At 73.3% G+C, this 25,464-nt stretch carries 23 protein-coding genes; 9 read left to right on the top strand and 14 right to left on the bottom strand.

Features of this window, described 5'->3' with window-relative positions; genetic code table 11:
• Positions 1 to 87: 87 nt before the first annotated feature.
• The 4 genes from V7E46_RS03120 to V7E46_RS03105 are packed head-to-tail and all read right to left on the bottom strand — an operon-like array spanning position 88 to position 5,292.
• On the bottom strand, positions 88 to 1,389 hold the full coding sequence (locus V7E46_RS03120) for an ATP-grasp domain-containing protein (RefSeq protein ID WP_333766946.1): 1,302 nt from the start codon (positions 1,387 to 1,389) through the stop codon (positions 88 to 90).
• Positions 1,386 to 2,699, bottom strand: coding sequence for an MFS transporter (locus V7E46_RS03115; protein ID WP_333766945.1), 1,314 nt, complete (start codon positions 2,697 to 2,699; stop codon positions 1,386 to 1,388). Before V7E46_RS03115 ends, V7E46_RS03120 begins: the two co-directional genes overlap by 4 nt.
• Complete coding sequence (locus V7E46_RS03110; RefSeq protein WP_333766944.1) at positions 2,696 to 3,760, bottom strand: FAD-dependent oxidoreductase; 1,065 nt, start codon at positions 3,758 to 3,760, stop codon at positions 2,696 to 2,698. The genes V7E46_RS03115 and V7E46_RS03110 overlap by 4 nt, the downstream gene beginning before the upstream one ends.
• A complete protein-coding gene (locus tag V7E46_RS03105; protein ID WP_333766943.1) occupies positions 3,757 to 5,292 on the bottom strand; it encodes a class I tRNA ligase family protein in 1,536 nt (511 codons plus the stop codon). Before V7E46_RS03105 ends, V7E46_RS03110 begins: the two co-directional genes overlap by 4 nt.
• A gap of 621 nt (positions 5,293 to 5,913) precedes the next feature.
• Here V7E46_RS03105 and V7E46_RS03100 point away from each other — a divergent pair.
• Positions 5,914 to 6,474, top strand: coding sequence for an AzlC family ABC transporter permease (locus V7E46_RS03100; protein WP_333766942.1), 561 nt, complete (start codon positions 5,914 to 5,916; stop codon positions 6,472 to 6,474).
• Here the strand turns inward: V7E46_RS03100 and V7E46_RS03095 are convergent.
• Positions 6,434 to 7,252 carry a helix-turn-helix transcriptional regulator gene (locus V7E46_RS03095; RefSeq protein WP_333766941.1) on the bottom strand — a complete coding sequence of 273 codons (819 nt, stop codon included), beginning with the start codon at positions 7,250 to 7,252 and terminating at the stop codon, positions 6,434 to 6,436. The genes V7E46_RS03100 and V7E46_RS03095 overlap by 41 nt on opposite strands.
• A gap of 630 nt (positions 7,253 to 7,882) precedes the next feature.
• Here V7E46_RS03095 and V7E46_RS03090 point away from each other — a divergent pair.
• On the top strand, positions 7,883 to 9,193 hold the full coding sequence (locus V7E46_RS03090) for a pyridoxal-dependent decarboxylase (protein WP_333766940.1): 1,311 nt from the start codon (positions 7,883 to 7,885) through the stop codon (positions 9,191 to 9,193).
• A gap of 1 nt (position 9,194) precedes the next feature.
• A complete protein-coding gene (locus tag V7E46_RS03085; RefSeq protein ID WP_333766939.1) occupies positions 9,195 to 9,992 on the top strand; it encodes a hypothetical protein in 798 nt (265 codons plus the stop codon).
• 205 nt (positions 9,993 to 10,197) lie between these two features.
• Here the strand turns inward: V7E46_RS03085 and V7E46_RS03080 are convergent, their stop codons facing one another.
• The 5 genes from V7E46_RS03080 to V7E46_RS03060 all read right to left on the bottom strand — a co-directional run bounded on the left by V7E46_RS03080 (position 10,198) and on the right by V7E46_RS03060 (position 14,360).
• Entirely contained in the window at positions 10,198 to 11,259 is a 1,062-nt protein-coding gene (locus V7E46_RS03080; protein WP_333766938.1) for a helix-turn-helix transcriptional regulator, read from the bottom strand.
• A 304-nt stretch (positions 11,260 to 11,563) separates the two neighbouring features.
• Complete coding sequence (locus V7E46_RS03075) at positions 11,564 to 12,019, bottom strand: tellurite resistance TerB family protein (protein WP_329175953.1); 456 nt, start codon at positions 12,017 to 12,019, stop codon at positions 11,564 to 11,566.
• A gap of 95 nt (positions 12,020 to 12,114) precedes the next feature.
• The gene (locus V7E46_RS03070) at positions 12,115 to 13,107 is read right to left on the bottom strand and encodes a zinc-binding dehydrogenase (RefSeq protein WP_333766937.1); all 993 of its coding nucleotides are present in this window, start codon (positions 13,105 to 13,107) and stop codon (positions 12,115 to 12,117) included.
• Positions 13,108 to 13,216: 109 nt separating this feature from the next.
• Positions 13,217 to 13,705, bottom strand: a complete 489-nt coding sequence (locus tag V7E46_RS03065; RefSeq protein WP_329175951.1) for a hypothetical protein — start codon at positions 13,703 to 13,705, stop codon at positions 13,217 to 13,219.
• Positions 13,706 to 13,784: 79 nt separating this feature from the next.
• The gene (locus tag V7E46_RS03060) at positions 13,785 to 14,360 is read right to left on the bottom strand and encodes a TerD family protein (RefSeq protein WP_333766936.1); all 576 of its coding nucleotides are present in this window, start codon (positions 14,358 to 14,360) and stop codon (positions 13,785 to 13,787) included.
• A gap of 140 nt (positions 14,361 to 14,500) precedes the next feature.
• Here V7E46_RS03060 and arfB point away from each other — a divergent pair, with 140 nt between their 5' ends.
• Complete coding sequence (arfB, locus tag V7E46_RS03055; RefSeq protein ID WP_333766935.1) at positions 14,501 to 14,929, top strand: alternative ribosome rescue aminoacyl-tRNA hydrolase ArfB; 429 nt, start codon at positions 14,501 to 14,503, stop codon at positions 14,927 to 14,929.
• A 67-nt stretch (positions 14,930 to 14,996) separates the two neighbouring features.
• Here the strand turns inward: arfB and V7E46_RS03050 are convergent, their stop codons facing one another.
• Entirely contained in the window at positions 14,997 to 15,509 is a 513-nt protein-coding gene (locus V7E46_RS03050; protein WP_333766934.1) for a flavin reductase family protein, read from the bottom strand.
• A 309-nt stretch (positions 15,510 to 15,818) separates the two neighbouring features.
• On the opposite strand from V7E46_RS03050, the gene cdgB reads away from it, so the two are divergent.
• Positions 15,819 to 17,477, top strand: coding sequence for a diguanylate cyclase CdgB (gene cdgB, locus V7E46_RS03045; protein WP_329175944.1), 1,659 nt, complete (start codon positions 15,819 to 15,821; stop codon positions 17,475 to 17,477).
• 434 nt (positions 17,478 to 17,911) lie between these two features.
• On the opposite strand, the gene V7E46_RS03040 is transcribed toward cdgB, so the two are convergent.
• Positions 17,912 to 18,883 (bottom strand): quinone oxidoreductase family protein, encoded by a 972-nt coding sequence (locus V7E46_RS03040; RefSeq protein WP_333766933.1) that lies wholly within the window; start codon positions 18,881 to 18,883, stop codon positions 17,912 to 17,914.
• Between the two features lie 110 nt (positions 18,884 to 18,993).
• Here V7E46_RS03040 and V7E46_RS03035 point away from each other — a divergent pair, with 110 nt between their 5' ends.
• Positions 18,994 to 19,341 carry an ArsR/SmtB family transcription factor gene (locus V7E46_RS03035; RefSeq protein WP_333766932.1) on the top strand — a complete coding sequence of 116 codons (348 nt, stop codon included), beginning with the start codon at positions 18,994 to 18,996 and terminating at the stop codon, positions 19,339 to 19,341.
• 9 nt (positions 19,342 to 19,350) lie between these two features.
• Here the strand turns inward: V7E46_RS03035 and V7E46_RS03030 are convergent, their stop codons facing one another.
• Together V7E46_RS03030 and V7E46_RS03025 are read right to left on the bottom strand one after the other, a co-directional pair.
• Positions 19,351 to 20,040, bottom strand: a complete 690-nt coding sequence (locus V7E46_RS03030; protein WP_333766931.1) for a response regulator transcription factor — start codon at positions 20,038 to 20,040, stop codon at positions 19,351 to 19,353.
• A 36-nt stretch (positions 20,041 to 20,076) separates the two neighbouring features.
• Positions 20,077 to 21,282 carry a sensor histidine kinase gene (locus V7E46_RS03025; protein WP_333766966.1) on the bottom strand — a complete coding sequence of 402 codons (1,206 nt, stop codon included), beginning with the start codon at positions 21,280 to 21,282 and terminating at the stop codon, positions 20,077 to 20,079.
• Positions 21,283 to 21,893: 611 nt separating this feature from the next.
• Between V7E46_RS03025 and V7E46_RS03020 the strand changes: the two genes are divergently transcribed.
• From V7E46_RS03020 to V7E46_RS03010, 3 genes are read left to right on the top strand one after another with little or no spacing between them, the layout of a single operon-like run.
• Positions 21,894 to 22,802, top strand: a complete 909-nt coding sequence (locus V7E46_RS03020) for a Rossmann-like and DUF2520 domain-containing protein (RefSeq protein WP_333766930.1) — start codon at positions 21,894 to 21,896, stop codon at positions 22,800 to 22,802.
• Positions 22,799 to 23,644 (top strand): pantoate--beta-alanine ligase, encoded by an 846-nt coding sequence (gene panC, locus V7E46_RS03015; RefSeq protein WP_333766929.1) that lies wholly within the window; start codon positions 22,799 to 22,801, stop codon positions 23,642 to 23,644. Before V7E46_RS03020 ends, panC begins: the two co-directional genes overlap by 4 nt.
• Complete coding sequence (locus tag V7E46_RS03010; RefSeq protein ID WP_333766928.1) at positions 23,641 to 25,428, top strand: L-aspartate oxidase; 1,788 nt, start codon at positions 23,641 to 23,643, stop codon at positions 25,426 to 25,428. Before panC ends, V7E46_RS03010 begins: the two co-directional genes overlap by 4 nt.
• Positions 25,429 to 25,464: the final 36 nt, after the last annotated feature.

Genomic DNA, 25,464 nt, shown 5'->3' with positions numbered 1-25,464 from the left:
CAGTGATGCCTTTCAATATTAGAGAGCCGCTATTCCCGTGTCCTAGGGGGAACATTCCCTGGAAACGGGGAATCGGCAAAACCTCGGTTATTGCTTTTCTGTGAAGCTTTCGCCGGGCGGCGCCATGTCGATGCGCACCAGCGCCGCGGCGGCGCCGGCGAGACGGTGCGCTTCGGCCGGAGTGTCGGCGCGGGTCATCACGATGCCGACCCGGTCCCAGGAATTGCGCACCCCTTCGAAGGACGCGCCCGGCGGGACACCGCAGTTGGCGAAGAGCACACCCTCGGCCCGCTCCGCGTCCTCGACCCCGCTCACGCTCACGACGGTGCCGGCCCCGGGCGCCAGGAACCGTACGGCCGCCCCGCTCTTGGCGCGGTCCGGCAGCTCGGCCGGCAGCGGCTCGCCCTTGAGCAGCGCGAAGTAACTGCGCATGAACTCCAGCGGATACGCCGCCTCGATGAGGTCGAGGATGGCGTCGCCCGGCATCCGGCCCGCGCACTCCACCAGGTAGGGGACGCCGTCCGAGACGATCCACTCGCAGTGCACCACTCCGTGCCCGAACCCGATCGCCGTCATCAGCCGCGCGGTCTGCGAGCCCAGCAGGTCCGACAGCTCCTCGGGGATGTCGGCCGGCACGATGTGCGCCAGCTCCACCGGGTAGGGGCCCGGGTAGAGCTTCTTGCCCGTGACGTTGGTGAACAGCGGCTCGCCGTCGCGCACCAGCATCTCGACGCTGTACTCGTCGCCCTCGACGAACTGCTCGGCGAGCATGACCACATCCATCGGCCGGTCGGGCACGAAGATGCCTTCGTCCTGGACCAGGCACTCCTGCCAGGCCTCGTCCACCTGCGCCGGGTCGCTCACCACCCGCACACCCAGCGACGCCTGCCGGTTGGCCGGCTTGAGCACCGCGGGACCCGGGTGGTCGCGCAGGAAGGCCCGCAGGTCATCGGGTCCCGCCACCCGTACGCTCGCCGGGTTGACGATGCCGGCCGCCGCGCTGACCTCGCGCAGCAGCGCCTTGTCGCGCAGGATGAGGGCGGCCCCCAGGCCCGGTCCCGGCAGGCCGTAGCGCTCGGCGAGCCGGGCGGCGAAGGGCACGGCGTACTCCACCGCCGGGACGATCGCGGCCGGGTCGAGGTCCCGGTGGGTGTTGTGGAAAGCGTCGGCCTTGCCGGCCAGGTGGTACTCCCACTCGATCAGGTCGCGGGCGTACCCCACACCGTCGAGCTTGGCGCGCGCGTCCCGCTTGCGCGCGACGTCCGGCTCCTCGACGTAGACCACCGAGTTCTCCGGCTGGAAGGTCTCGATGAAGGGGATGGTGAGCCCCACGAACCCGACGATCACCACCGGCCCGGTCGGCCGTGCTGTCACGTGCTGCTCTGTCATGCTGCGCCTCCGACGGTCTCTTCCGCCTTGGTCTGAACGCCTTCGTCCTGCGGTGCGCCCTGCTTCTCCTCGCGGTTCAGCCCGGCCATGGCCAGCAGGCCGGCGACGCCGTTGACCACGGCGCACAGCACCCAGAAGCCGTGGTCCAGGCGCGTCCACACGAAGACCGCGAACAGCGGCCCGAGCGCCGCGGCCAGGCCGGCCGTCGCCTGCATCGTGCCGATGTAGCGGGCCTTGAGCGCCGCGGGGAAGGTGGCCGGGTGCGCGAACATGCTCGGGCCCGCGACCATCAGCCCGCTCACCTCGAACACCGCGCCGATCATGATGAACGCGGGGGAGTGCGCGGCCAGCCCGTAGACCGCGAAGCCGATCGAGTTGACCATGTGCCCCACCGCCACCGCGGTGTGCGTCGGCACCCGCAGGATGTAGGTGGTGATCTTCAGCTCGCAGGTGATCAGCACCAGCGAGCTGACGGTGAGCACCGCGCTGTACAGCCCGGTCGGGTAGTCGTCGGCCTTGATCTGGAGCGGCAGCGCGATCAGTGACTGCACGTAGGTGATCGTGCCGAGCAGGACCGCCGTCAGATAGAACATGTACTTGCGGTCCCGCAGCATCGCGCGGTACGCGGCCCGCCCGGTGATCGGCGCCGGTGCGTCCGTGCCGTCCGCCGGGTCCGCTTCCCTGTCCTGCCTGGCGGCCTCCTGCGCCGCGATCACCGCGTGCTTGGGCAGCAGCGCGAAGGCGAGCGCCGCGTAGACCAGCGTGGTCGCGCCGTCGATCCAGAACAGCGCGTTCCAGTCGACCAGGATCAGCCCGGCCGCGAGCAGCGGCGCCAGCGCGGCCCCGGTGTTCAGCGCGATCCGCATCATCGAGAAGGCCATCACCTGGTGCCGCTCCGGCATCAGGTCGCTGAGCAGCACCGAGGCGGCCGGCCGGTACGCCTGGGCGAGCAGTCCCGCCAGCGCGACCACGACCAGCAGCGGGGCCAGCAGCCCCGAGCGGCTGAGCGCGGGGATCACCGCGACCAGCGGTCCCGAGCCGGCCATCGCCGCCACGATGGTGAACCGCGGACCGAACCGCTGGGTGGCCTCACCGCCCAGCATGGTGCCGAGGATCGTGCCCGCGCTGTACGCGACCAGGCACAGGCCCGCCGCGTCGACCGACAGGTGCCGGTGCGTCAGATACAGCACCAGGAACGTCTGCACGAACGCGCCCAGCTGGTTGACCAGTACGCCGCCGAGCAGATAACGCACCGGCATCGGGGTCGCCCTCAGCGTGTCCAGCACGCCTACCTGCGCCTCGTCCGTCATTTCACAGCCTCCCTCGCGGCTTCCGCCATCCGTCCTGCCACCAGCGGGGCCGAGGCGAACCCCGAGCCCCCGCAGGCCGTGCGCGCCCAGACCGCAGGACCCAGCCGGTCCAGCCGGGCGCCGCCGGTGTCCGGGTCGGCCGTGTAGTGGCACGCCTTGATCCCGACCACCTCGTAGCCGGCCGGGTCGCGCAGGATTCCCGCCGCCGCCAGCCGCTCCGCCCACGGCGTCTGGTCCTCGGCGCCCGCGCCGGTGCCGGCCACCTCGCGGCACACCGCGTCCGAGCTGATCTTGAGCAGCGTGCCGGCCACCGGCGGTACGACCCAGGCCCGTCCGTCCGCGCCGATCCCGCCCACCGCGGGCGCGTTGCGCCACAGGCGGGCCTGCCGCCGGGCCGCCCGCAGATAGACCATGGTCTGGCGGTGCAGCACCGCGGGCCGGCCGACCAGCTCCCGGGTCCACGGGCCCGCCGCGACCAGCACCACGTCGCCGCCGACCACCTCGCCGCCGGCCAGCGTGACCTTGCCGGTGCCGGCGTCCACCGCCGCCACCGGGGAGTACGGCCGCAGCGCCGCCGCGGGCCGGGCCGCCAGCCACCGGGCGGCGGCCCGCAGCACCCGCCCGGCCAGCAGCACCCCGGCGGGCAGCTCCCGTACGCCCGTGGTGCCGGCCGGGAAGCCGAGCTGCGGCAGCGCGGAGGGGCCGACCGTCTCGACCGGCACCCTCGCCCGGGCCGCGAAGTGCGTCACCTCGGCCAGCCGCTCGCGCGGCCACGCCGTCACGACGCCGACCTGCCGGTAGAAGCCCGGGCCGAGCAGCGACTCCAGCTCCTGCCACCTGCGGTGGGCCGCGCCCATCCGCCGGGTGGCCTCGTCGTCGCCCACCGCGAGGGTGCGCAGCGCCCGGTGCTGGTCGTACGAGCTGGCCGACGGGTCGGGGATCGCGCCCCGGTCGAGCACGGTCACCCGGTGGCCGGCCAGCACGCACTCCACCGCGGTCAGCAGCCCGGTGACGCCCGCGCCGACCACGACCACCTGTGCGGCGGCTGTCCTCGCGGTCACCGGGCGTTCCCGGTCAGCCGTGGCAGCGCGCGGGGCGTGACCTCGGTGGCCGGTGACGCGGCGGGGATGGTGAGGTCGGGCAGCGCCTGCCCGGCCAGGTCGATCAGCAGCGGCGCGGCGCAGCGCAGGAAGACGTCCACCTCGTGGCAGAAGTCGCCCGCGTCGGCGGCGGTCACCTCCCACCGGTCGAGCCGGGCCAGTTGCTCGGTCAGCGTGAAGGCCGCGGCGGTCAGGCTGAAGCGCCGCGTGTCGTAGCCGGCGCCGAAGCGCTCCGCGATCCGCGCGGCGGCCTCCCGGGAGCGCGCGGAGACCGGCAGCGGCCCGCCGCCGGCGAAGCTCCCGGCCTTGTCCGCCACCCGGTTCCACGGCTCGACCAGACGGGACGCGGTCACCCGGTCCATCGCGTCACGGGTGAAGTTGGTGCGCTGGAAGTCGGGCCCTGTCGCGGCCAGGTAGAAGCGGATCAGGTCCCTGGGCACCTCGGCGGCCAGCTCGCGGCCGGTCACCACGTGGCCGCGGCTGCTGGAGAACTTGTCGTTGTCCAGCTCGTAGAACTCGTTCGTCACGAAGTTGTCGGGCAGCGTGTAGCCGCCCAGCGCGATCAGCATCGCCACGCCCACCACCGCGAAGGCGAAGCCGGCGTCGGAGCCGGAGAAGAGGACGACCTTCGCGCCCGACTCGGCGAACCACAGCGCGTCGTCGCCGGCCGGCGTCTCGCCGCGCTGCTCGGCGGCCAGCGCGGAGCTGTGCATGCTCCAGGCGATGATCTCGGCGTCGGCGTAGATCACCTGTCCCGCGACCTCGGGGAAGGGCGCGGGGATGCCCCAGGAGATCGGCAGCGTGACCGGGTAGTCGGGCAGCGGCCGGGCCAGCAACTCCTCGATCAGCCGGGCAAGGCGCGGCCGCATGGTGGGGGCGAGCCCGGCGAAGTATTCGGTCAGCGCCTCCCGGTGCTCCTCCAGCGGCAGTACCAGCACCTGTGTCTCGCGCAGTTCGACCACGTCGTCGGGCTCCAGCGTCGAGCGCGGGTCGATCAGCCCGGCCGAGGCGATCCAGTGGCCGCAGCCCTCGCACAGCCCCGCGCACCCCTCGGACAGGCAGACCGGGCAGCCGCCGCGGACGTAGGCGTCGGTGAGGAATTCCCCGGTGCGCGCCACATACGGGAAGGGCATCGCCCGCAGCCGCAGCCTGCCCGCGCTGTGCAGCCGCTCGAAGAGGTACTGCACGCCCGCGACATACCGGTCGTCGAAGCGTACGAAGCCGTCCGGCTCGATCCCCACCGCCGCGAGCGTCCGCTCGACCTGCTCACCTGACCTGATCCGCAGTTCCTCGGGCGGCACACCCAGCCGCCTGGCGGTGGTCACGATGTAGTTCTGGGTGAAGTGCACGCCGGTCCCGAAGAGCACATCGCGGCCCGCGGCCCTGGCGTACCTGGCGCAGACGTCCGCGCTCAGGAAGGGGCCGGCCAGGTGGCCGAGGTGCAGATCGCCGTTGGCGGTCGGGCCGGGGGCGATCACCATCGTGCGTTCCATCAATCGGTCCTTTGTTCGGCAGCGGGGTGGACTTCTTGTGGGGTGCCGTGGAAATCGTCGAAAAGAGGTAGGGGCGGCGGAGTTTGCCGGAGCTTTTCCGGTCGGACGACTCCCTCGATTGATCCCACTCACACAGAGATAAACCCGTTTCGGCGCGCGATTCATCGATGGTGCGGCCACCGGTCGGTAAGTCCGGCGATGGACCTCATGAGGCTAGATTTCGCCAGTTCCCTATCGATAGGGGAACTCTTCCCGAGGACTGGGGAATCTGGACCGCCGCTGCCCGGGACGCCGGGGAAGACCGGGGCACCGTTCCGTGGCCCCGCCCGGCTGGTGGCCCGGGGGGCCGCCGGCCGTCCGTACCGCGCCGGACGTCGGCTGAGGCCAGGCGCGGTACGGCGGTACCCGCGGTATGGCCGGGATCGCAGAAGGGACACAAAGTGTTCTCGCAATGCGTCACGGCATTACTTTTCTTGCTCTCTTCATGATCATCCGGTCATATATGAAAATCATATGAGCCGGTTTTCATCCTATGATGACCGGATGACACCTCCACCGGCTGCCCCGGTCGGCCTCCCCCCGCCCGGTTCCGTCCCGGGTTCGCGTGCCGGGTTGCGGCGGTTGCGGGCCGATCTGGCCGTGGCGGCCGGGGACTCCGGGTCCGTCGGGCTCGGCGCGTTTCCGATGGGTGTGGCCTTCGGGATACTGGTGGTGCATTCGGGGCTGGCGTGGTGGTGGGGAAGTGTATTTTCCGGGTTTATTTACGCGGGATCGCTCGAATTCCTCTTCCTCGGACTGGTCCTCACCGGCGCGTCGCTGGCCTCGATCGCGGTGACCGCATTCCTGGTGAACGTCCGGCATGTCTTCTACGCGCTGTCTTTTCCGCTGCACCGGGTCGACGGCCGGGCGGCGAAGGCGTACAGCACCTTCGCGCTGTCGGACGAGGTCTATGCGGTCGCCGCCGGTGCGGCCGCACGGGACTTTACGAGCCGGCGCATTCTGTGGCTCCAGGTCTTCGTCCACCTGTACTGGGCCGGCGGCGCCACGGCCGGCGCCCTGGCGGAACCGGCGGCGCTGACACGCCCTGCCGCCGCTCGGCACCCCGCCCGCCACCGAAGCCGGGCGCGGCAGGGGCCGGGGCCTACGCGGCGTCCGCGGTGTGCCGGGTCGGCAGGAAGGTGACCATGCGGCGGCGCGGATCGTGGGCCGGGGAGGACACCAGGGTCCGTACGTGCTGGGGGTGGCCGCCGACCGGCGGCACGATGATGCGGACCTGCCCGTCGTTGTGCAGGGCGACCCGGCTGGACTCGTCCACCGCGCGCCACAGCTCCGCCAGCTCCGGGTGGTCCTGGAGCTCGTCGATGACGCGGCGCAATTCCGCGCTGCGGGTGGTCTCCGCCTCCAGCCGCAGCTGGCGCAGGTAGGAGGTGGCCCAGCCGTCCTCCCACTCGCCGCACAGCCGGCGGGCGTACGGGCTGAACAGCACGAACCGCAGCAGATTGCCCGGGGCGGGCTCGCCGGCCGACAGGAAGAGCCGCTGCCAGGCGGTGTTGCTCTCCTCGATCCGCCAGCCCGCGTCGACGGCCAGCGAGGGCACGGGCAGGGCGCGCAGATAACTGGTCCAGGCGCTGACCGCGTCCGGGTCGGGACGGCTCGGGCCGCGCGGCGGGAAGCCGCCGCTGGCGATGAACCACAGCTCGTCGCGCCGGGCCGAGTCGAGGTCGAGGGCCTCCGCGAGCGCGTCCAGCCGGTGCAGCGGAATCGGCCGGACGCCGCCCTCCCAGTCCTGGTACAGCCGGGCCGACACGCCCATGCACTGCGCCACGTCCGTCTGGCTCAGCCCGCCGCGGCGCTTTCCCGCCGGATGGGCCGTACGTTCCGCCGGACCGCTGTAGTGCTTGCGGGCCTGGCGCAGGAAGCCGTGGATCAGCGGCGGGGAACCCCCCTGACGCGGTGCCATGGACATCTCCCCCGAGATCCGGCCGAGGTGATGCAAACGCGTCACCGTTCGATTACTGGCCATTCGATGGTCTTGGCTCGCCGGGAGGGCTGTCAACCAACCCCGTAGCCGCCTCTTTGACCTGCGGACTTGAGCACGGACTGCGGAAATCCGAAACAACACTCCGCCGGACGGGCCCGCACTTCATGTCACCGACCAGGAGGTTTGCGCCACCGGGCCGAATTGGCGCACTTGCGCCACGGCCCGCCAATGGGTCTGTCCACATTGGTACGTGTCCCATTTTGGACAACAGCCCACGCCGACAGGCGAAGTGCCTGCTGGGCGCGGCTGCGCGGCCCGAATCGGCGGCCGACAACCCAGATTACGCACCTTTGGGTTCGTAGCGGGAGGCACCTGACGTCGGGTACGAATTCTCGCGGCGGTACTCACCGCGGCGGAAACCCCGCCCAGATGGGTGCCGGAACACCACCCGCTCCCGATCGCGGCTTCCCGAGTCGCCGCGACCGGGCCCGCCGAGGGCCGCCGGCCGGCTCCGCCCGGTTCCGGGGGGGAGTCCTCGGCGGTGAGTGGGGGGCCGGCCTGGCCCGTCGGCCCCCCACCACCTCACGCGTTGTCGTCCCGGAGGTCGTCATGGCGTACCTGCCGTTCGTGGCACTGCCCGCACAAGCACTGCCCGCGGCGCCCGCGGGCCGGGCGGCCTTCGCCGCCGCGCCCGAGCCGCGCGGCCTCATCGGGTTCGCCGCGGCGGACCCGGACGACACCCGGTGGCAGCTCGCCGCCCTGGTCGCCGCGCTGCGGACCGCGGAGCGGCACGCCACCGACCTCGACGACTTCCCCGCCTCGCACCACGGCGACTACGCCGAGATGCTGGCGACCCTGGCCGACCTCGACACGGATCCCGGCCCCGAAGGCGACGGCGGTCCGCGTCCCGCGGACGCCGCGCCCGACCCCGCCGCTGCGGGCGCAGCGGTGCTCGCCTTCGAACGGGCCGTTGTCGACTTCTGCACCGACCTGGCACTCGGCGACGGCCGCCGCACCCGGGGCTTCGTCACGGCCGGCGGTTCCGAAGGGCTGCTGGTCGGGCTGCGCGCCGGGCGCGACGCGCTGCCGGGCGCCCCGCTGTACGTCTCCGCCGCCGCCCATCACGAGGCGCGCGGCCACGCGCGGCGGCTCGGCATGGACGTGATCGTGGTGCCGGCCGGCACGGACGGCACCACGGACGCCGACGCCCTGCGGCTGCTGACGGCCGAACGGCCCGGCGGCGCGGTCGTGCTGGCCTCCATCGGCGGTGCCTCGGCCGGCGAGGGCGGCGACGACGACCTGGCCGTGATACGGGCCGCGGCCACCCCGGCGGGACCCGTGCACATCCACGTGGACGCCGCCCACGCGGGCCTGCTCGCACCGTTCGCACCGCACCCGGTGCTGTGGGACCTGCGCGACGGCGCCGACAGCCTGTCGTTCACCGCGCACCGGCTGCTCGGCCTGCCCGTGCCGTGCGGGGTGGTGCTGGTCGGCGCCGGCCGCGCCCGCGCCGCCAGGGGCCGCGGATCCACCCCCAACCCGCTGGCCGTCGCGCTGCTGTGGGCGGCGCTGCGGGACCGCGGCTACGACGGGCTGCGCTCGCTGGTCCACGAGTGCTACGACACCGCCCGCTACGCCGCCGACCACCTCACCGCCGCCGGCTACCGCGCCACCCGCAGCGGGCACGGCCTGACCGTGCGCTTCCCCCGCCCGGCGCCCGCGGTGTGCACCCGCTGGCGGCTGTCCACCGAGGGCACGCACGCCCGGCTGTCCGTCCTGCCCCCGCTGACCCGCGCCTCGGTCGACGCGCTGTGCTACGACCTGTGTGCGGGGGCCGCGCCGCCGGCCGCCTCCTCCCGCCGCCCGGCGTCCGGTGGCGGGTGCACCGCCGCGGTGTCCGCCGCACAGCGGGACGGCTGAGGTGACCGGGCCGCAAAGGAGCGAGGCCTTACCCGCGCCGGGCGGCACCGGGCCCGAGCGGCTGCTCCCGGTGGCCGTGCCCGTCATCCCGCCCGCCACCTCGCACTGGTCGGGCGACTGGTTCGGGCCGCCGCCGCGCGAGGGCGTGGGCGGCGCCGTCCCCCCGGTGAGCGTCGCCGTCCTGCCCGGCGGCACCGTGCACACCTGGGGCACCGTCATGTCGCAGGCCCGCGACCTCGCCGACGGCACGCACCCTGCCTGGTCGGCGGCGGCCTGGCAGGCCCGCGAGAACGGGCGGCCCACCCGGGTCGCCGTGGGCTATCCCGACGGCCGCGTGGAGACCTTCCTGGTGGCCGCGGACGGCACGGCGCACCCGGTCGACGGCGCCCTGCTGCCGGTGCCCGCCCGGCGCACTCCCGACCCCTGCTGGGGCGACCCGGCGGGAATGCCGCACAAGGTGTGCGCGGCCGGGCCGGGACCCGGGGCGACAGCGGCGGCCGAGGCGGCGGCGCGCGACGCCGCGCTGGACGGCGACTGGGACGCGGCCACGCACTTCTACACCGTCGCCGCCGCCCGGCTGCACGGCGAGGGTTCGGCCGGCGCCGACCGGGTGGCGCGGCTGGCGGTGTCGGCGTGGCTGCGCACCGGCTCGCGGCCGTATTCGGCGACGCTCGGCTTCGCCCTCGTGCACCTGCTGATCTCGACCTTCCCGGGGCTGCCGGGGTCGATCGCCGCGCTGCTGCGGCGGCTGGCCGACCACCTGCCCGCGGCGGGCCGGCCGCCCGCCGCCGGCCGGTGACCGGGGCCGGCCGCCGACGCGCGCCACCAGGCCGAGCTGCTCCAGCCAGCGCCGGCCGCGGCCGCCCGCACCTCGTCAAGTACCGCGGCCGCCCGCAGTCCCTCGGCCGACGCCACGCCGTTCCTGCGCAGCTCCTGGTAGAGCGCGAGCGCGGCCTCTTCGTCCCGGCCACCGCCGGTGTCGGGAAGCACCGTGTCCGTTCCCCTCACTGCACCGCGAAGGTCGTGGCGAACTCCGCGTCGGTGGCGAGCTTCAGGCCCGCCTCGAACCGGCTGGTGGCATTCAGCCGCTCCATCAGCTTGGCGACCGCCCGCTGGACCGTGCGCCGGTGCACCCCCAGCTTGCGGGCGATCTGGTCGTCGCTGAGCCCGGACGCCATCAGCCGGATGATGACCCGCTCCTGCGTGGTGATCTCGGTGTCCTCGGCATTGGTCGCGGACGCCCGCGCCAGCGTCTGGCCGCGCAGCCAGCAGTCCTCGTAGACCGCCAGGTAGGACCGCATCAGGGCGGCGCCGCGGATCACGATGACCGCCTCCGAGGGGCGCTCGGGGTCGGCGGCGAGCACGGCGGCGTCCCGGTCGAAGGTGAGCATGTCGAAGGGCGCGTGGTCGACCAGCCGCACCTCCACCCCCGCGTCCGCCAGATCGTGCAGATAGCGGGCGTACTTGGGGGAGTGCAGGCACGAGATCGGGTAGATCGCCCGGCTGCGGATGCCGCGGGCCATGATCGTGCGGTCGTGCTCCAGCGACGCTTCGAGGACGTCGATCGCCGGCATCGGCCCCGGGTGCATCGAGTCGCACGACTCGCGGGCCGCGTCGGTCAGGTCGAGCCGGGTGCGTTGCTTGCGCCGCGACCCGGTGATGAACTCCACCGCGACCTCGCTGGTCTCGCGCTGCACCGCGGGCCGGTAGACGGTGAGCAGCGCCTCGGTCACCCGCTGCAGCCGCACCCCGCTGCGCAACTGCTCCGCCGCGTTGGCCTGGTAGCCGTCCATGGCCCGGGCCAGCGCGGCATCCGGGTCGACGGCCTCGGCCACGCCGTCGCGCACCTGGATCAGGCCCAGTTCGTGCAGCCGGCGCCAGCCGCGGACGACGTGCGCGTCATCGAGGTCGGCGGCGGAATAGAGGTCCTCCCGCGGGATGCCGTCCTTCGCCCGCAGCGCCTCGTACAGCGCGAGCGCCGTGTCCTCGTCCCGCTGGGTGCTGACTCCGCCCGACGTGCCCGCTGACCCGGTCGGGCACGCCCCCTCACTCGGTACGGGAAGCATCTGCCTTCCTCCATAGGTGATCCGGCGGTCACTCGGATACCGGAGGGCGCCCCGTACGCCCGAGGTTCCCCGAAAACCTCAAGTATCTGTGCCTGCCACAGAGTGTCACGACGCAAGTATTACCCGCGAACGGAGCAGAACGTACCGGGTATCGGCAACGTGCGGCCGGCATGTGACAGATGCTGCTCCGATCGCTGGCCATATTGTGCCGGACCGGCCCCGGCCACGACGATGCCCGGGGCGCGGGGGCGTCCCGGGCATGCGCTTCCCGCCGGTGCGGCCGATCGGACGGACCGGCGAGGGGTCAGAGGTCGAACTCCTGCGGATTGAGGCCCACCGCGTAGCACGCCTCGCGCACCACGGCCTGCTCGGTCTTGTCGAAGTCGCCGTCGGCGCCGCCGATGACGATGCCGATCTGGATGACCGCGCGGGCCTCGGTCGGCTTCTTCTGCACCTTGGCGATCTCCTGGAGGATCGCCACCTTGCCGAAGGCGAAGTCGGCGGTCAGCTTGCCGAGGTAGTCCTCGAAACGGCGCTGGAGGTCCAGGGCCGGGAAATTCTGCAGCACCTCGTTGGTGCCGATCAGCGCGGCCACCCGCTGCCGCTCCGCCGGGTCGATGGACCCGTCGGCGGCGGCGACCAGCGCGCACATCGCCATGCTGGCGTCCCGGAAGGCGCCGCTCTTCAGGTCGTTCTTCTTGGCATTGAGCTGCGTCTGCATATTGCTCGCGGACTCTTTGAAGCGGTCCCACAGGGCCATCGGGGGTCTCCTCGCACAGGCGGTCGTTACGTTCCGAGAACTCTCCGGGAGCGTAAAGGAGTTCCCAAGCCGACCGGAACGCCCCCCGCCGCGGGTCAGGTGACCAGCACCACCTTGCCCATCGTGCCCCGCGACTCCAGCGCCCGGTGCGCCGCCGCCGCGTCCGCCAGCGGGTAGGTCTGCACGGCCGGTACGAGGCTCCCGTCCGCCGCCGCGGCCAGCGCCTCGGCCTCCAGCTCCCGCAGCGCCCGCGGGCTGCCGGTGAGCTTCCCGAGCGCCGGTCCCACCAGGGTGCGCGACTCCACCCCGAGCGCGTCCAGCTCCCCCGCCCCGAATTCGGCGGGGCCGCCCGCCGCCCACCCGTACACCAGGTGCCGCCCGCCGGGCGCCAGCAGCCGTACCGCCTCCCGGGCCGGAACGCCGCCGACCGCGTCGAAGACCACCGTCGCCGGCCGCTCGGCCCCCAGCGCCCGCCGTACGGTCCCGGTCCAGTCCGGCTCCCGGTAGTCCACGGCCAGGTCCGCGCCCAGCGCCCGTACCCGCTCGGCCTTGCCGGGGCCGCCCGCCGCCCCGACGACGCTCGCGCCGAGGCGTACCGCGTACTGCACCAGCAGGGTGCCGATGCCGCCGGCCGCGGCGAGGACCACGGCGGTGTCGTCGGGTCCCAGCGCCGACAGCCGCAGGACGCCCATCGTCGTACGCCCGGTGCCGATCATCGCGACGGCGGCCGGGAGGTCCAGGCCGCCGGGTACGGCGTGCAGCCGGGCGGTGTCGGCCACCGCCAGCCCGGCGTAGCCGCCGGGCACCGTCCCGAGGTGGGTGACCACCCGCCGCCCCAGCCACTGCGGGTCGGCGCCGGGACCGAGCGCGTCCACCGTCCCGGCGACCTCGCGCCCAGGAACGGTCGGCAGGTCGGGCAGCGCCATCGGTCCGCCGTACTTCCCCGCGCGCAGCATCGTGTCCACCAGGTGCACCCCGGCCGCGCCGACCGCGATCCGCACCTGCCCGGGACCGGGCACGGGGTCGGCGACCTCCTCGTACCGCAGATTCTCCGGCGGTCCGAAGGCGTGCAGTCGTACGGCGTACATGGCGGGGCCTCCCGGGCTGACGGCAATGCCCCCACCCAACAGCGCCGGGGGGTCCCGCGGGCAATCGGCGATTCGGCCTAGTCCCCGCGCCCTACCCGGCTGGGGCGCCTCAGACCCGCGGGAAGCGGAAGAGCAGGTCCCACACCACCGGGTTGCGCCCCAGGCCCTCGTGCATGTCGCTGAGGTCTGCGACCACGTCGTGCAGGAAGTCCCGTGCCTCGCGGCGCAGTTCGGCGTGGCGCACGGGAAGCGGCGGCTCGTACGGCAGCCAGTCCGCGGTCACCTCCACGAAGCCGAAGCGGCGGACGAAGCGCAGCCGGTCGGTGGACTCGGTGAAGTCCAGCTCGGCGTGCTGCGGCCGGGACGCCCGGCCGCCCGCCGGGTCGCGGTCGAGCCGCTCGGCGATGTCGCACAGCGCCCACGCGAAGTCCAGCACCGGCACCCAGCCCCAGGCGGTGGACAGCTCCCGCTCGCCCTCGGCCAGATAGACGTCGCCGCAGAAGAGGTCGTGCCGCAGTGCCCGTACGTCCGCCGTGCGGTAGTCGGTCTGCGGCGGGTCGGGGAAGCGTCGGGAAAGGGCGTAGCCGAGGTCGATCACCCGGCGATCGTCCCAGATTGTACGAAGGCCCCGCGAAGGCCGTCCACGGGCCTTCGCGGGGCCGGCCGCCGTACAGGCGTCAGAGCGAGACGCCGAAGTCCGTGGCGATGCCCACCAGGCCGGACGCATAGCCCTGGCCGACCGCGCGGAACTTCCACTCGGCCCCGTTGCGGTACAGCTCGCCGAAGACCATCGCGGTCTCCGTGGCGGCGTCCTCGCTGAGGTCGTAACGGGCGATCTCGGCGCCGCCCGCCTGGTTGATGATGCGGATGTAAGCGTTCCGCACCTGGCCGAAGTTCTGGCTGCGGGCCTCGGCGTCGTAGATGGACACCGGGAAGACGATCTTCTCGATGTCGGCCGGCAGGCCGGCCAGGTTGACGTTGATGGACTCGTCGTCGCCCTCGCCTTCGCCGGTGCGGTTGTCACCGGTGTGCACGATGGTCTGGTCGGGCGTCTGCTTGTTGTTGAAGAAGACGAAATGGCCGTCGGAGTAGACCTTGCCGCCCGCGTTGACCGCGATGGCGCTCGCGTCGAGGTCGAAGTCCGTGCCGGTGGTGGTACGGACGTCCCAGCCGAGGCCGACCGTCACTGCCGTCAGTCCGGGCGCCTCTTTGGTCAGCGAGACGTTGCCGCCCTTGGACAGGCTTACCGCCATGGGAAGTCCCCTTATGTCTGGTCGTAGATGTTGGCGTCGAAACTACCGTCATCCCCCTGAACGCGGACCGGCGCTGCCGTGGTTCCGCATTCCGGGTAAATCCCGTGACTGCGGGGCGGCCGGCGCGGGATCATAGGGGCATGTCCGGGCCACTGATCATCCGCGGTTCCGTCTCCGTTCCGGAGGCGGAGCTCCAGTGGCGTTTCTCCCGCTCGTCGGGACCGGGCGGCCAGCACGTGAACACCACGGACAGCCAGGTCGAGCTGCGCTTCGACCTCGGCGCGACCGAGGCGCTGCCGCCGGTGTGGAAGCGCAGGGCGCTGGAGCGCCTCGAAGGGCGGCTGGTCGGCGGTGTGATCGCCGTTCGGGCGTCCGAGCACCGTTCCCAGTGGCGCAACCGCGAGGCCGCGGCGGCGCGGCTGGCCGCGCTCCTGTCCGAGGCGACGGCGCCGCCGCCGAAGGTGCGGCGGCCGACGAAGATCCCGCGCGGCATCAATGAGCGGCGGCTCCGGGGCAAGAAGCGCCGCAGCGAGACCAAGCGCGGGCGCAGCGGCGGCAGCTGGGACTAGCCCCGGGCTTGTCACGGGCGCGCGGGCCGGTGCCGAGCCGGTGCGCGGGAGGCGGTCGCGCGGCGGGCTAGCGCAGGAAGCGGTAGCGGCCGCGGAAGTACGTCAGCGGTCCGCCGTCGGCGCTGGGGGTGCGGGCGGCGATCACCCGGGCCACCACGAGCACATGGTCGCCGGCCGGCACGCGCTGCGCGGTCTCGCACTCCAGTATCGACAGGGCGCCGCCCAGGATCGGGGCGCCGGAGTGCTCGCCGCGGTAATAGGAGATGTCCTCGAAGAGCAGCCGGTCGCTGATCCGCCCGCGCAGCGCGAACCGCCCGGCGATGTGCCGCTGGCTCTCGCTCAGCACGGAGGCGGCCCAGCGGGGCTGCCGTGCGAGCAGCTCGTCCATCCGGGACCCGGTCCGGATGCTCACCAGCACCATCGGCGGTTCGAGGGAGACGGACATGAAGGCGGTCGCGGTCATGCCGACGTCCTCGCCGCGCGGCCCGTCGTCCGGGTCGTGCGCGGTGATGAGGACGACGCCCGCGCTCAGGCGGGTCATCGCGGCGCGGAAGGCATCGGTGTCGACGGTCTGGGCCATGGTGCTCCCAGGATGCCGGTCTGGTGAAGTGTGAAGCACGTCAATCACGTTACGGGTCGGTATGAGGATGCGGATAGGGCTGTGTCCGCTGTCATATCCGGACCTCTTCCTCAGCCCAGAGCTGAACCCTCCGTATTCACGCGCTTACCGGATGATGTGACTTGAGTCACAAGCAGCAGTAATTGTTGACCCTGTGTACCGACGGCACAGCTCGCTGTGATTCAGTGGCCGGTGTAAACCGGTGCCACCGGTGTCATCGGATGTATCGCAAAAATCACTGGAGTTGCTGTCGAGGGCGCGGAGAGGGGCATGGATACCGAGTCGGAGCCGTATGTCCGCCTCGCGACCTTGCGTCAGCTGCACCAGGTCGTGGCGGACCTCAACACCGCACGCAGTCTTGCCGACACCCTGCAGGCCGTCGCCGACGGGGTGATCAAAGGGCTGGGCTACGACTTGGCGGCCGTCAACCTCGTACGGCCCGACGGCGACCTGGTGGTGGCGGCGTTCGCCGGCAGCACGGCGGGCGAGGCGCTGCTGTCCGGCAAGGTCGGCCCGCGCGCGTCCTGGGAGCGGCGGCTCACCATGGGGCAGCGCTGGGGCTCGCTGCGCTTCATCCCGCACACCGAGGGCTGGGTCCTCATCGACGACGATGTGCCGCAGTGGCACACCGAGGGCCCGCTGCCGCGCTTCCCCGACGAATGGCATCCCGGCGACCGCCTCTACGCGCCCATGCAGTCCTCGCAGAGCGGCGGCGGCGAACTCATCGGCGTGATATCCGTCGACCGCCCCTCCAGTGGCCGCCACCCCGGCCCGTGGGGCTGCGAGGCGCTCCAGATGTACGCCTTCCAGGCCGGCATCGCGATCAGCAACGCCCGGCTGCGCGCCAACATGCAGCGCGCCCTGGTCCGGCTGGAGCGCGACCAGCAGGCGCTGCGGGCCAGCGAGGAGAGCTTCCGGCAGGCCTTCGAGTACGCGCCCAGCGGTATGGCCATCGCCGAGATGGGCGGCGACCAGCACGGCAAGCTGCTGCGGGCCAACGACGCGCTGTGCCGCCTGCTGGGGCGTACCGCCTCGGTCATGCGGCGCTACTCCTTCTCCGACCTCGTCCACCCCGAGGACGTCGGCCTGCTGCTGCGCACCTCGGCGGAAGGCGGCCGGGCCGAACTGCGGCTCGCCCGCCGCGACGGCACCTACGTCTGGGTCTCGCTGCGCAATTCGGTGGTCGCCGACACCACCGACGGGCCGCGCTTCCTGCTCACCCACGTCGAGGACATCGAGGAGCGCAAGGGCCGCGAGCTGCAGCTCGCCCACCGCGCCAGCCACGACTCGCTCACCGGCCTGCCCAACAGCGCGGAGTTGCGCGCCCGGCTGTCCTCCCGGCTCTGCTCCCGTCCCCAGGACAAGGACGCGGCGGCTCTCGCCGCGGAGGTGCAGGGACCCGACGAATTCGCCTTCAGCTACGGCTACGGGCCCGAGGAACTGGCCGCGCCGCTCGGCGCGATCGGCTACGACTCGCACATCCACTCGGTCGCGCCCGACGAGAAGGACGCGGCGCCGGGCAAGGGGCTCGCCGTCCTCTTCTGCGACCTGGACGGCTTCAAGTCCATCAACGACCGCTTCGGCCACCACACGGGTGACGCCGTCCTCATCGAGGTCGCCCGCCGGCTCACCGGCGCGGTCCGCGACGGCGACACCGTCGCCCGGCTGGGCGGCGACGAATTCGTCGTCCTGGCCGACGGGCTCGCCCCCGCGGACGCGGCCGACCTCGCGGTGCGGCTGCGGAACGCGATCATTCCGCCCATCCGGGTGGACGGCCGCGCGGTGCGCGTCGGCGCGAGCTTCGGCATCGGCTGGGCCGGGTGCGGGATGACGGCGGAGGAGGTGCTGCACTCGGCGGATCAGCGGATGTACATCGAGAAGCGCAGCCGGTCGGCTTCCGCCCGCCCCAACCACCGCCGCGCCGGCTGATCCTCAGCCTCAGCCGGCCCCTCCCCGCACCCGGGGGGATCGCCCCCTGCGGTGGCGTTGCTTCTTTCCCGCCGCCGCGGTTCCCCACGCCCCTGATCATTGCCCTCCGCGGCAGAGGAACCGAGCCCCGCGGGGGCGCGGGAAACTGCGCGCCCAGCCGAAGCGCACCGCACGTGCGACGCGACACGGCACGTGGTACCCGCCTGGGGGCGCGGGGAACTGCGCGGCCAGCCGCGACGCACCGCGGGTGCGAGAAGGCCACCGCACGTGGCAGCGTCGAAGGGACGCTGGGGGTACCTCCGGGCGAAGCTCTGGGGGCGGAACTGCGAGACGAGCCCCCGCCTGGCCGCGGGCGACAGGCCACCTTAGCAATCCCGAAGGGGCGCGGGCCGGGGCGGCGGGAAAGGGGCGAGGCCACCGCGAGCGGCACCCCCTTACCTCCGGAGGAGAAGCTTGCCGGTCGTCGTCCGGGACTCCACCAGCCGGTGCGCCGCCGCCGCGTCCGCGAGGGCGAATTCCGCGGTGACCGGCAGCTCGACACCCCCCTCGCTCACCGCCTGGAACGCCGCCCCGGCCAGCTGCCGCAGGCGCCGCGGGTCGGCCGCGGCGAGCCCCATCAGGGAGAAGCCGGAGACGCTGAGCCCGGTCGGGTAGACGTCGGCGGGGCCGATCTGCCAGGGCGCGGCGGAGCCGGAGTTGCCGAAGGAGACCAGCCGCCCGAAGCGGGCCGTGACGGCGAGCGTACGGCGGAAGTTGCCGCCGCCGATGGGCTCCAGCGCGATGTCCACGCCCCGCCCTCCCGTGACGGCCAGCACCTCGGTGTCGAAGCTCTCCGCCAGGAACACCTGGTCGTAGCCGGACTTGAGCGCGTGCGGCGCCTTGTCGAGGCTGGAGACGACACCGTAGACGGCGCTGGCCCCGCCGAGCCTGGCGAGCTGGCCGGCCACCGTGCCGACGCCGCCGGCCGCGCTGTGCACGAGGACGGTGTCGCCCTCGCGCAGCCGCGCGATGTCGTGCAGCAGGGCGTAGGCCGTGGGCAGCACACTCGGCAGCGTCGCGGCGGTGCGCAGGTCGAGACCCCTGGGCACGGGGAAGGTCGTGGCGGCGGGGGCCACGGCTATCTCCGAGTAGCCGCCGCCGGGCATGAAGGAGGTGACCTCCTGGCCGGGAACGAACGCGGTGACGTCCTCGCCGACCGCCAGGACCCGCCCGGAGGCCTCGAGTCCCGGGCGGAAGGGCAGCGCGTCCACGCGGTAGCCCTCGGCTCTGGCCAGGACATCGGCGAAGTTGATGCCCGCGTAGGCGACGTCGATGGTGACCTCGCCCGGTCCCGGTGCGGGCTCCGGCAGGTCCACCAGGTGCAGCACCTCGGGTCCGCCGAGCTCCTCGAAGATCATTGCGCGCATGGCGCTTCCCCCTAGTTGTTCAATGAAAAGCGAACACCGGTGAGTGTATGGTTCTGGTCGAACACTCGGCAACCCGGATCTGATTCCGTTCGTACCCACGGGAGGACGTCATGACCGCACCGCGGACGCGCCGGGCGGCCCCGGACCACATCCATCCGGAGCACGTACCCCTTCTGGCCGCGCTTAGTGCTCTCGCCGACCCCGTACGTCTGCTGCTGGTACGCGAGTTGGCCGGATCGGCCGACTGGGAGCGCGCCTGCGGGTCCTTCGACGTACCGGTCGGCAAGGCGGCGCTCAGCCACCATTTCGCCACGCTGCGGGCCGCGGGCCTGGTCGAACAGCGCGACGCGGGGCCGAAACGGCTCAACCGGCTGCGCAGGGCCGAATTCGACGCGCGCTTCCCCGGGCTGCTGGATGTGGCCCTGCGGCCTGACCCGGAGCCCGAGCCCGAGCCGTAACGGCCCCGCTCAGAGGCCGCCGCCGCCCGCCCTGACCAGGCCGGACTCGTAGGCCAGCACCACCGCCTGCACCCGGTCGCGCAGATCCAGCTTGGTCAGGATCCGGCCCACGTGCGTCTTCACCGTGGCCTCGGACAGCACCAGCTTGCGGGCGATCTCGCCGTTCGACAGGCCCTGCGCCACCAGCAGCAGCACCTCGCGCTCGCGGTCGGTGAGCTTGTCCAGCTCCCGGTGCCGCGGCTCGGAGCCCGCGGCCGGCAGCATCGGGGTGAACCGGTCGAGCAGCCGCCGGGTCGTACTCGGCGCGACGACCGCGTCACCGCTGTGCACCGCCCGGATCGCGCCCAGCAGTTCGTCCGGCGGCACGTCCTTGAGCATGAAACCGGCCGCCCCCGCCCGCAGCGCGGCGAACGCGTACTCGTCCAGGTCGAAGGTGGTCAGTATCAGCACCCGCGGGCCGCCGTCGTCCCGGGCGCGCTCACCGCCGCAGATCCGGCGGGTCGCCTCGACGCCGTCCATCCGCGGCATCCGCACATCCATCAGCACCACGTCCACCCGGGTGGCGCGCAGCACATCGAGCGCCTCGGCGCCGTCGCCCGCCTCGGCGACGACCTCCATGTCCGGCTGCGCGGCCAGCACCATACGGAAGCCGGTACGCAGCAGCACCTGGTCGTCCACCAGCATGACGCGGATCGCCATCAGATCCCTCTCCTGTTTCGTCCTGCCCGGCCGCTGTCAGCGGCCGGTACGCAGCGGCAGCACCGCGCTGATGCGGAAACCGCCGCCCGGGCGCGGCCCGGCGTCCAGCGTGCCGCCGACCATGCCGATCCGCTCCCGCATGCCGATCAGGCCCTGCCCGAGCCCGTCCCTGCCGCCCTGCTCGTACAGCTCCTCGGGCCCGCCCCGCCCGTCGTCCTCGATCAGCAGGTCGAGCGCCGCGTCCCCGAACCCCAGCAGGACGCTGGCGCTCGCCCCGTCCCCGCCGTGCTTGCGGACATTCGTCAGCGCCTCCTGCACGATGCGGTACGCCGTCAGCTCGACGCCGCTCGACAGCGGCCTGGCCTGGCCGGCCACCTCGAACCGCACCGGCAGCCCGGCCCCGCGCACCTGGTCGATCAGATCCGCCAGCTGGTCCACCCCGGGCTGCGGCACGTACTCCCCGCCCGCGTCGTCCCCCGCCCGCAGCAGCCCCAGCAGCCGGCGCATCTCGGCGAGTGCCTGGCGGCCGGTGCTGGAGATCGTCGAGAGCGCCTGTTTGGCCTGGTCGGGCGCGACATCCAGCACATATGCGGCGCCGTCCGCCTGCACCACCATGACCGAGACATTGTGCGCCACGACATCGTGCAGCTCCCGCGCGATGCGCGCCCGCTCCGCGGCCACCGCCGCCTTCGACTGCGCCTCCCGCTCCCGGTGCAGCCGTTCCGCCCGCTCCTCCAGCTGTGCGTAATACGCCCGCCGGGTGCGCAAACGGTCGCCGATCACCCACGCCAGCGCGAAGATCACCGTCAGGAAGAAGGTCTGGAGCAGCGTCGTCCAGATCGTCGAATACCGGTCGTGCGGCGGCCACCGCACCATGGCGACGGGCGTCGCCAGCAGCCCGGCGGTCAGCGCCAGCCGGGACGACCAGCGGGCGCCGTTCGACGCGCACGTGTAGATGATCACCAGCATCGCGGCGTCGCCGGGATTGGGCGCCCGCACGTCCAGCGCGAGCTGGGCCACACCTGCGCCGATCGCCAGCAGCAGCATCCGCTCCGGGCTGCGCCTCCGCAGCGCCACGACGGCGGCGAGTGCGAGCGACACCGGGACGACGGCGGCGCGGGTCACCACCGAAGGGAAGTCGTCCGCGGCGATCCATACCGCGCACACCGCGAGCAGGACGACGGCCCAGAAGCTGTCGACCCACGTCGGGTGCTTGCGGAAGAACTCGTAGACGCGCTGCACATAGCCCAGCGTAGGTACCGCATCGCGTCCCGGGGTCAGCCCCGGGAGCGATCTCCCCATACGCCCCAGGGTGGACACCCACTCCCGGCTCTGGGGGTGCCCGCCCCTCAGAGCCGGTCGTAACGACCCCGTTGCGGCCCACCCCAGCCGGCCGCGCCCCTGAAACGCCCGCCCGCTCGGAAGAGGAACCGCGCCCCGTCAGGAGGCGCCAGGGATACCCCCGGGCGAAGCTCTGGGGGGGGGGCGGACTGCGCGCCCAGCCGAGACGCCGCGGCCGACACGTACGCGCCGCAAGGGGCACCCACCTGGGGGCGCGGGGAACTGCGCGGGCAACCACGACGCACCGCATGTGTGAGGCGCCACCGCAAGTGGCACCAGGCTGGGGCGCGAGGAACTGCGCGCTCAGCGGAGACGCCGCGGCCGACACGTACGCGCCGCAAGTGGCACCCACCCAGGGCCGCGGGAAACTGCGCGGCGCGCCGAAGCGCACCGCAAGGTGCGAAGGCCCACCGCGAGGGGCAAGCACGCAGGGGCCCGGGCCCCACCCCGGAGCGCACCGCGAAGGAGTTCGCGTACGATTGACGAGAAGTGACCCCACAGCGGGAGGCGTAATGGTGGAGGAACGGCCCGGCCGTCTGACCGTAGGCGTCGTGGGAGCCGGCCGGGTGGGACCCGCCCTGGCCGCTGCCCTGGGAATGGCCGGGCACCGCCCCGTCGCCGCCTCGGGCGTGTCGGAGGCGTCCAGGCGCCGCGCCGAGGTCCTGCTGCCCGGCGTACCGATGATGGAGCCGGGCCAGGTGATGGCCGTGGCCGACCTCGTCCTGCTCACCGTCCCGGACGACGCGCTGCCCGCCCTCGTCGCCGGCCTCGCGGAGACCGGCGCCGTACGCCCGGGGCAGCTGCTCGTGCACACCTCGGGGCGGTACGGCACCGCCGTGCTGGACCCGGCGCTGCGCGCGGGCGCGCTGCCGCTGGCGCTGCACCCGGCGATGACGTTCTCCGGCAGCCCGGTGGATGTGCAGCGGCTGGCCGGCTGCTCGTTCGGGGTGACCGCGCCGGGGGAACTGCGGCTGGCGGCCGAGGCGCTGGTCATCGAGATGGGCGGCGAGCCCGAGTGGGTGGAGGAGCAGGCCCGCCCGCTCTACCACGCGGCGCTGGCGATCGGCGCGAACCACCTGGTGACGCTGGTGGCCCAGGCCAGGGACCTGCTGACGGTGGCGGGCGTCGCCGAGCCCGGCCGGATGCTCGGCCCGCTGCTGGGCGCGGCCCTGGACAATGCGCTGCGGGCCGGTGACGGCGCCCTGACGGGACCGGTGGCCCGCGGCGACGCGGGCACGGTCGCCGCCCACCTGCGCGAGCTGCGCGAGCACGCACCCGAGACGGTGCCCTCCTACGTGGCGATGGCCCGCGCGACCGCCGACCGCGCCCTGGCCAACGGCATGCTCAAGGCCGAGTACGCGGAGGCGCTGCTCGGCGCGCTGTCCGACGAGCCCACCCAACGAGACGGGGGCACCGCATGACCGAGGTTGTCCATCACGCCGAGGACCTGGCACCGGCCGGGGCGGTTGTGATGACGATGGGGGCGCTGCACGAGGGGCACGCCTCGCTGATCCGGGAGGCCCGCGCACAGGCCGGCACCAGTCCGGTCACCGTGACGGTCTTCGTCAATCCGCTCCAGTTCGGACCGAACGAGGACCTGGCCCGCTACCCGCGCACCCTCGACGCGGACGTCGAGATCGCCGCGCGGGCCGGCGCGGACGTGGTCTTCGCCCCGGACGTGGACGAGGTCTACCCCGGCGGCCAACCCCAGGTGCGGATCGCCGCCGGGCCGATGGGGGAGCGGTTCGAGGGGGCCTCGCGCCCCGGGCATTTCGACGGGATGCTGACGGTGGTGGCGAAGCTGCTGCATCTGACCTGCCCCGCGCGTGCGGTCTTCGGGCAGAAGGACGCGCAGCAGCTCGCCCTGATCCGTCGCATGGTGACGGATCTGAATTTCCCGGTGGACATTGTGGCGGCCCCGACCGTGCGAGAGCCGGACGGCTTGGCGATGTCCAGCCGCAACCGCTATCTGTCGGACCTGGAGCGGGAGTCCGCCCGCGAGCTGTCCAGGGCCCTCTTCACCGGCCGTGAGGCCGCCCCCCGCGGCCCGGCCGCGGCAGTACGCGCGGCCAGGGTGATCCTGGACCACGCGGCCTCGCTGGACCCGCCCGTCGCCGTCGACTACTGCGCCCTGATCGACCCCGCCGACTTCACCGAAGCCGCGCCGGACCACACAGGCCCCGCCGTGCTCGCGGTGGCCGCGAAGATCGGTGCCACCCGGCTGATCGACAACATCCCGCTGGAATTCGGAGCCGCGCAATGAACGCATCTGGAGCCGGCAGCAGCACCGGCATACGCCTGCACGCCCCCGCGCCCGGCTGGGCGATCAGCGCCGACGTGGTCGTGGTCGGATCGGGCGTGGCAGGACTGACCGTGGCGCTGCGCTGCGCCGCCGCGGGCGCCAAGGTCATCGTGGTGACCAAGGCGCATCTGGACGACGGGTCGACGCGCTGGGCGCAGGGCGGTATCGCCGCGGCCCTGGGCGACGGCGACACCCCTGGGCAGCATCTGGACGACACCCTGGTCGCGGGCGCGGGACTGTGCGACGTGGAAGCGGTCCGCACCCTGGTGGTCGAGGGCCCCGACGCCGTGCGGCGGCTGATCGCCACCGGCGCCCGCTTCGACACCGACCCGGCCAGCGGCGAGATCCTGCTGACCCGCGAGGGCGGCCACCACCGGAGCCGTATCGCGCACGCGGGCGGCGACGCGACGGGCGCGGAAGTCTCCCGCGCCCTGATCGACGCGGTAAGGGCCGCGGGCAGCGCCCGGGACGGCGGCCCGAACCTGGAGCTGATCGAGAACGCGCTGGTCCTCGATCTGCTGAACGACGCCGAGGGCCGCACCGCGGGCGTCACCTTGCACGTGATGGGCCAGGGCCGCCGCGACGGTGTCGGCGCGGTCCACGCGCGGGCCGTGGTGCTGGCCACCGGCGGCATGGGCCAGGTCTTCTCCGCGACCACCAATCCCGCGGTGTCGACCGGCGACGGCGTGGCCCTGGCGCTGCGGGCGGGCGCCGAGGTCAGCGACATCGAATTCGTGCAGTTCCACCCGACCGTGCTGTGGCTCGGCCCGGACGCGGAGGGCCAGCAGCCGCTGGTGTCGGAGGCGGTACGCGGCGAGGGCGCGCATCTGGTCGACGCCGACGGTGTCCGCTTCATGGTCGGGCAGCACGAGCTGGCCGAACTGGCGCCGCGCGACATCGTCGCCAAGGGCATCACGCGGCGGATGCAGGAGACCGGCGCGCAGCACATGTACCTGGACGGCCGGCACTTCGGCCCGGCGATGTGGGCCGAGCGCTTCCCGACCATCCTGGCCGCCTGCCGCGCGCACGGCATCGACCCGGTGACCGGGCTGATCCCGGTGGCCCCCGCGGCGCACTACGCCTCCGGCGGCGTCCGCACCGACCTGTACGGGCGCACGACGGTGCCCGGCCTCTACGCGTGCGGCGAGGTCGCCTGCACCGGGGTGCACGGCGCCAACCGGCTGGCGTCCAATTCGCTGCTCGAAGGCCTGGTCTACGCCGAGCGCATCGCCGCCGACGTGCTGGCCGACCGCAGCGGGCCGCCCGCGGCGCCGGTGGTCCCCGAGCCGGGCGGCTCCCCGCTGCTGGCCTCCGAGGCCCGTTTCGAGGTGCAGCGCATCATGACCGCGGGCGCGGGGGTACTGCGCAGCGCGGAGTCCCTGACGGTGGCGGCGGGCGCGCTGGAGCGGCTGCACACCGCGGCGGTGGAGGCGTACGACAGGGAAGGCAAGACGGCCGAGCCTTGCGTGGAGACGTGGGAGTCCACCAATCTGAGTCTGGTCGCCCGCGTCCTGGTCGCCGCCGCCCGGCGCCGCGAGGAGACCAGGGGCTGCCACTGGCGCGAGGACCGGCCGGACCGCGACGACCACGGCTGGCGGCGGCACCTCGTCGTACGCCTCACCCCGCACCGCACGCTCGACGTCCGCACCACGCAGGGCCCGGACTTCCCGCCGGTCCGCTCCGCGCGGGCGGCGGCCGTCGTCGGGGATGATGGGGCGGGGGACGTACGGGCCGCGCGCCCGTAGCCCCCGCCCGGTACCCCGTACCGCCCCGGCACCGCC

The organism is Streptomyces sp. IBSBF 2435 (genome assembly GCF_036815005.1).
Taxonomy (GTDB): Bacteria; Actinomycetota; Actinomycetes; order Streptomycetales; family Streptomycetaceae; genus Actinacidiphila.
This window is presented reverse-complemented; position numbering and strand designations above follow the sequence as displayed.

What these genes read in the sequence shown, in the direction of transcription:
- V7E46_RS03120 (WP_333766946.1), bottom strand. Translation starts at nt 1,389, where the DNA reads ATGACAGAGCAGCACGTGACAGCACGGCCGACCGGGCCGGTGGTGATC.
- V7E46_RS03115 (WP_333766945.1), bottom strand. Translation starts at nt 2,699, where the DNA reads ATGACGGACGAGGCGCAGGTAGGCGTGCTGGACACGCTGAGGGCGACC.
- V7E46_RS03105 (WP_333766943.1), bottom strand. Translation starts at nt 5,292, where the DNA reads ATGGAACGCACGATGGTGATCGCCCCCGGCCCGACCGCCAACGGCGAT.
- V7E46_RS03095 (WP_333766941.1), bottom strand. Translation starts at nt 7,252, where the DNA reads ATGGCACCGCGTCAGGGGGGTTCCCCGCCGCTGATCCACGGCTTCCTG.
- V7E46_RS03090 (WP_333766940.1), top strand. Translation starts at nt 7,883, where the DNA reads ATGGCGTACCTGCCGTTCGTGGCACTGCCCGCACAAGCACTGCCCGCG.
- V7E46_RS03080 (WP_333766938.1), bottom strand. Translation starts at nt 11,259, where the DNA reads ATGCTTCCCGTACCGAGTGAGGGGGCGTGCCCGACCGGGTCAGCGGGC.
- V7E46_RS03075 (WP_329175953.1), bottom strand. Translation starts at nt 12,019, where the DNA reads ATGGCCCTGTGGGACCGCTTCAAAGAGTCCGCGAGCAATATGCAGACG.
- V7E46_RS03070 (WP_333766937.1), bottom strand. Translation starts at nt 13,107, where the DNA reads ATGTACGCCGTACGACTGCACGCCTTCGGACCGCCGGAGAATCTGCGG.
- V7E46_RS03060 (WP_333766936.1), bottom strand. Translation starts at nt 14,360, where the DNA reads ATGGCGGTAAGCCTGTCCAAGGGCGGCAACGTCTCGCTGACCAAAGAG.
- arfB (WP_333766935.1), top strand. Translation starts at nt 14,501, where the DNA reads ATGTCCGGGCCACTGATCATCCGCGGTTCCGTCTCCGTTCCGGAGGCG.
- V7E46_RS03050 (WP_333766934.1), bottom strand. Translation starts at nt 15,509, where the DNA reads ATGGCCCAGACCGTCGACACCGATGCCTTCCGCGCCGCGATGACCCGC.
- cdgB (WP_329175944.1), top strand. Translation starts at nt 15,819, where the DNA reads ATGGATACCGAGTCGGAGCCGTATGTCCGCCTCGCGACCTTGCGTCAG.
- V7E46_RS03040 (WP_333766933.1), bottom strand. Translation starts at nt 18,883, where the DNA reads ATGCGCGCAATGATCTTCGAGGAGCTCGGCGGACCCGAGGTGCTGCAC.
- V7E46_RS03035 (WP_333766932.1), top strand. Translation starts at nt 18,994, where the DNA reads ATGACCGCACCGCGGACGCGCCGGGCGGCCCCGGACCACATCCATCCG.
- V7E46_RS03030 (WP_333766931.1), bottom strand. Translation starts at nt 20,040, where the DNA reads ATGGCGATCCGCGTCATGCTGGTGGACGACCAGGTGCTGCTGCGTACC.
- V7E46_RS03020 (WP_333766930.1), top strand. Translation starts at nt 21,894, where the DNA reads ATGGTGGAGGAACGGCCCGGCCGTCTGACCGTAGGCGTCGTGGGAGCC.
- panC (WP_333766929.1), top strand. Translation starts at nt 22,799, where the DNA reads ATGACCGAGGTTGTCCATCACGCCGAGGACCTGGCACCGGCCGGGGCG.
- V7E46_RS03010 (WP_333766928.1), top strand. Translation starts at nt 23,641, where the DNA reads ATGAACGCATCTGGAGCCGGCAGCAGCACCGGCATACGCCTGCACGCC.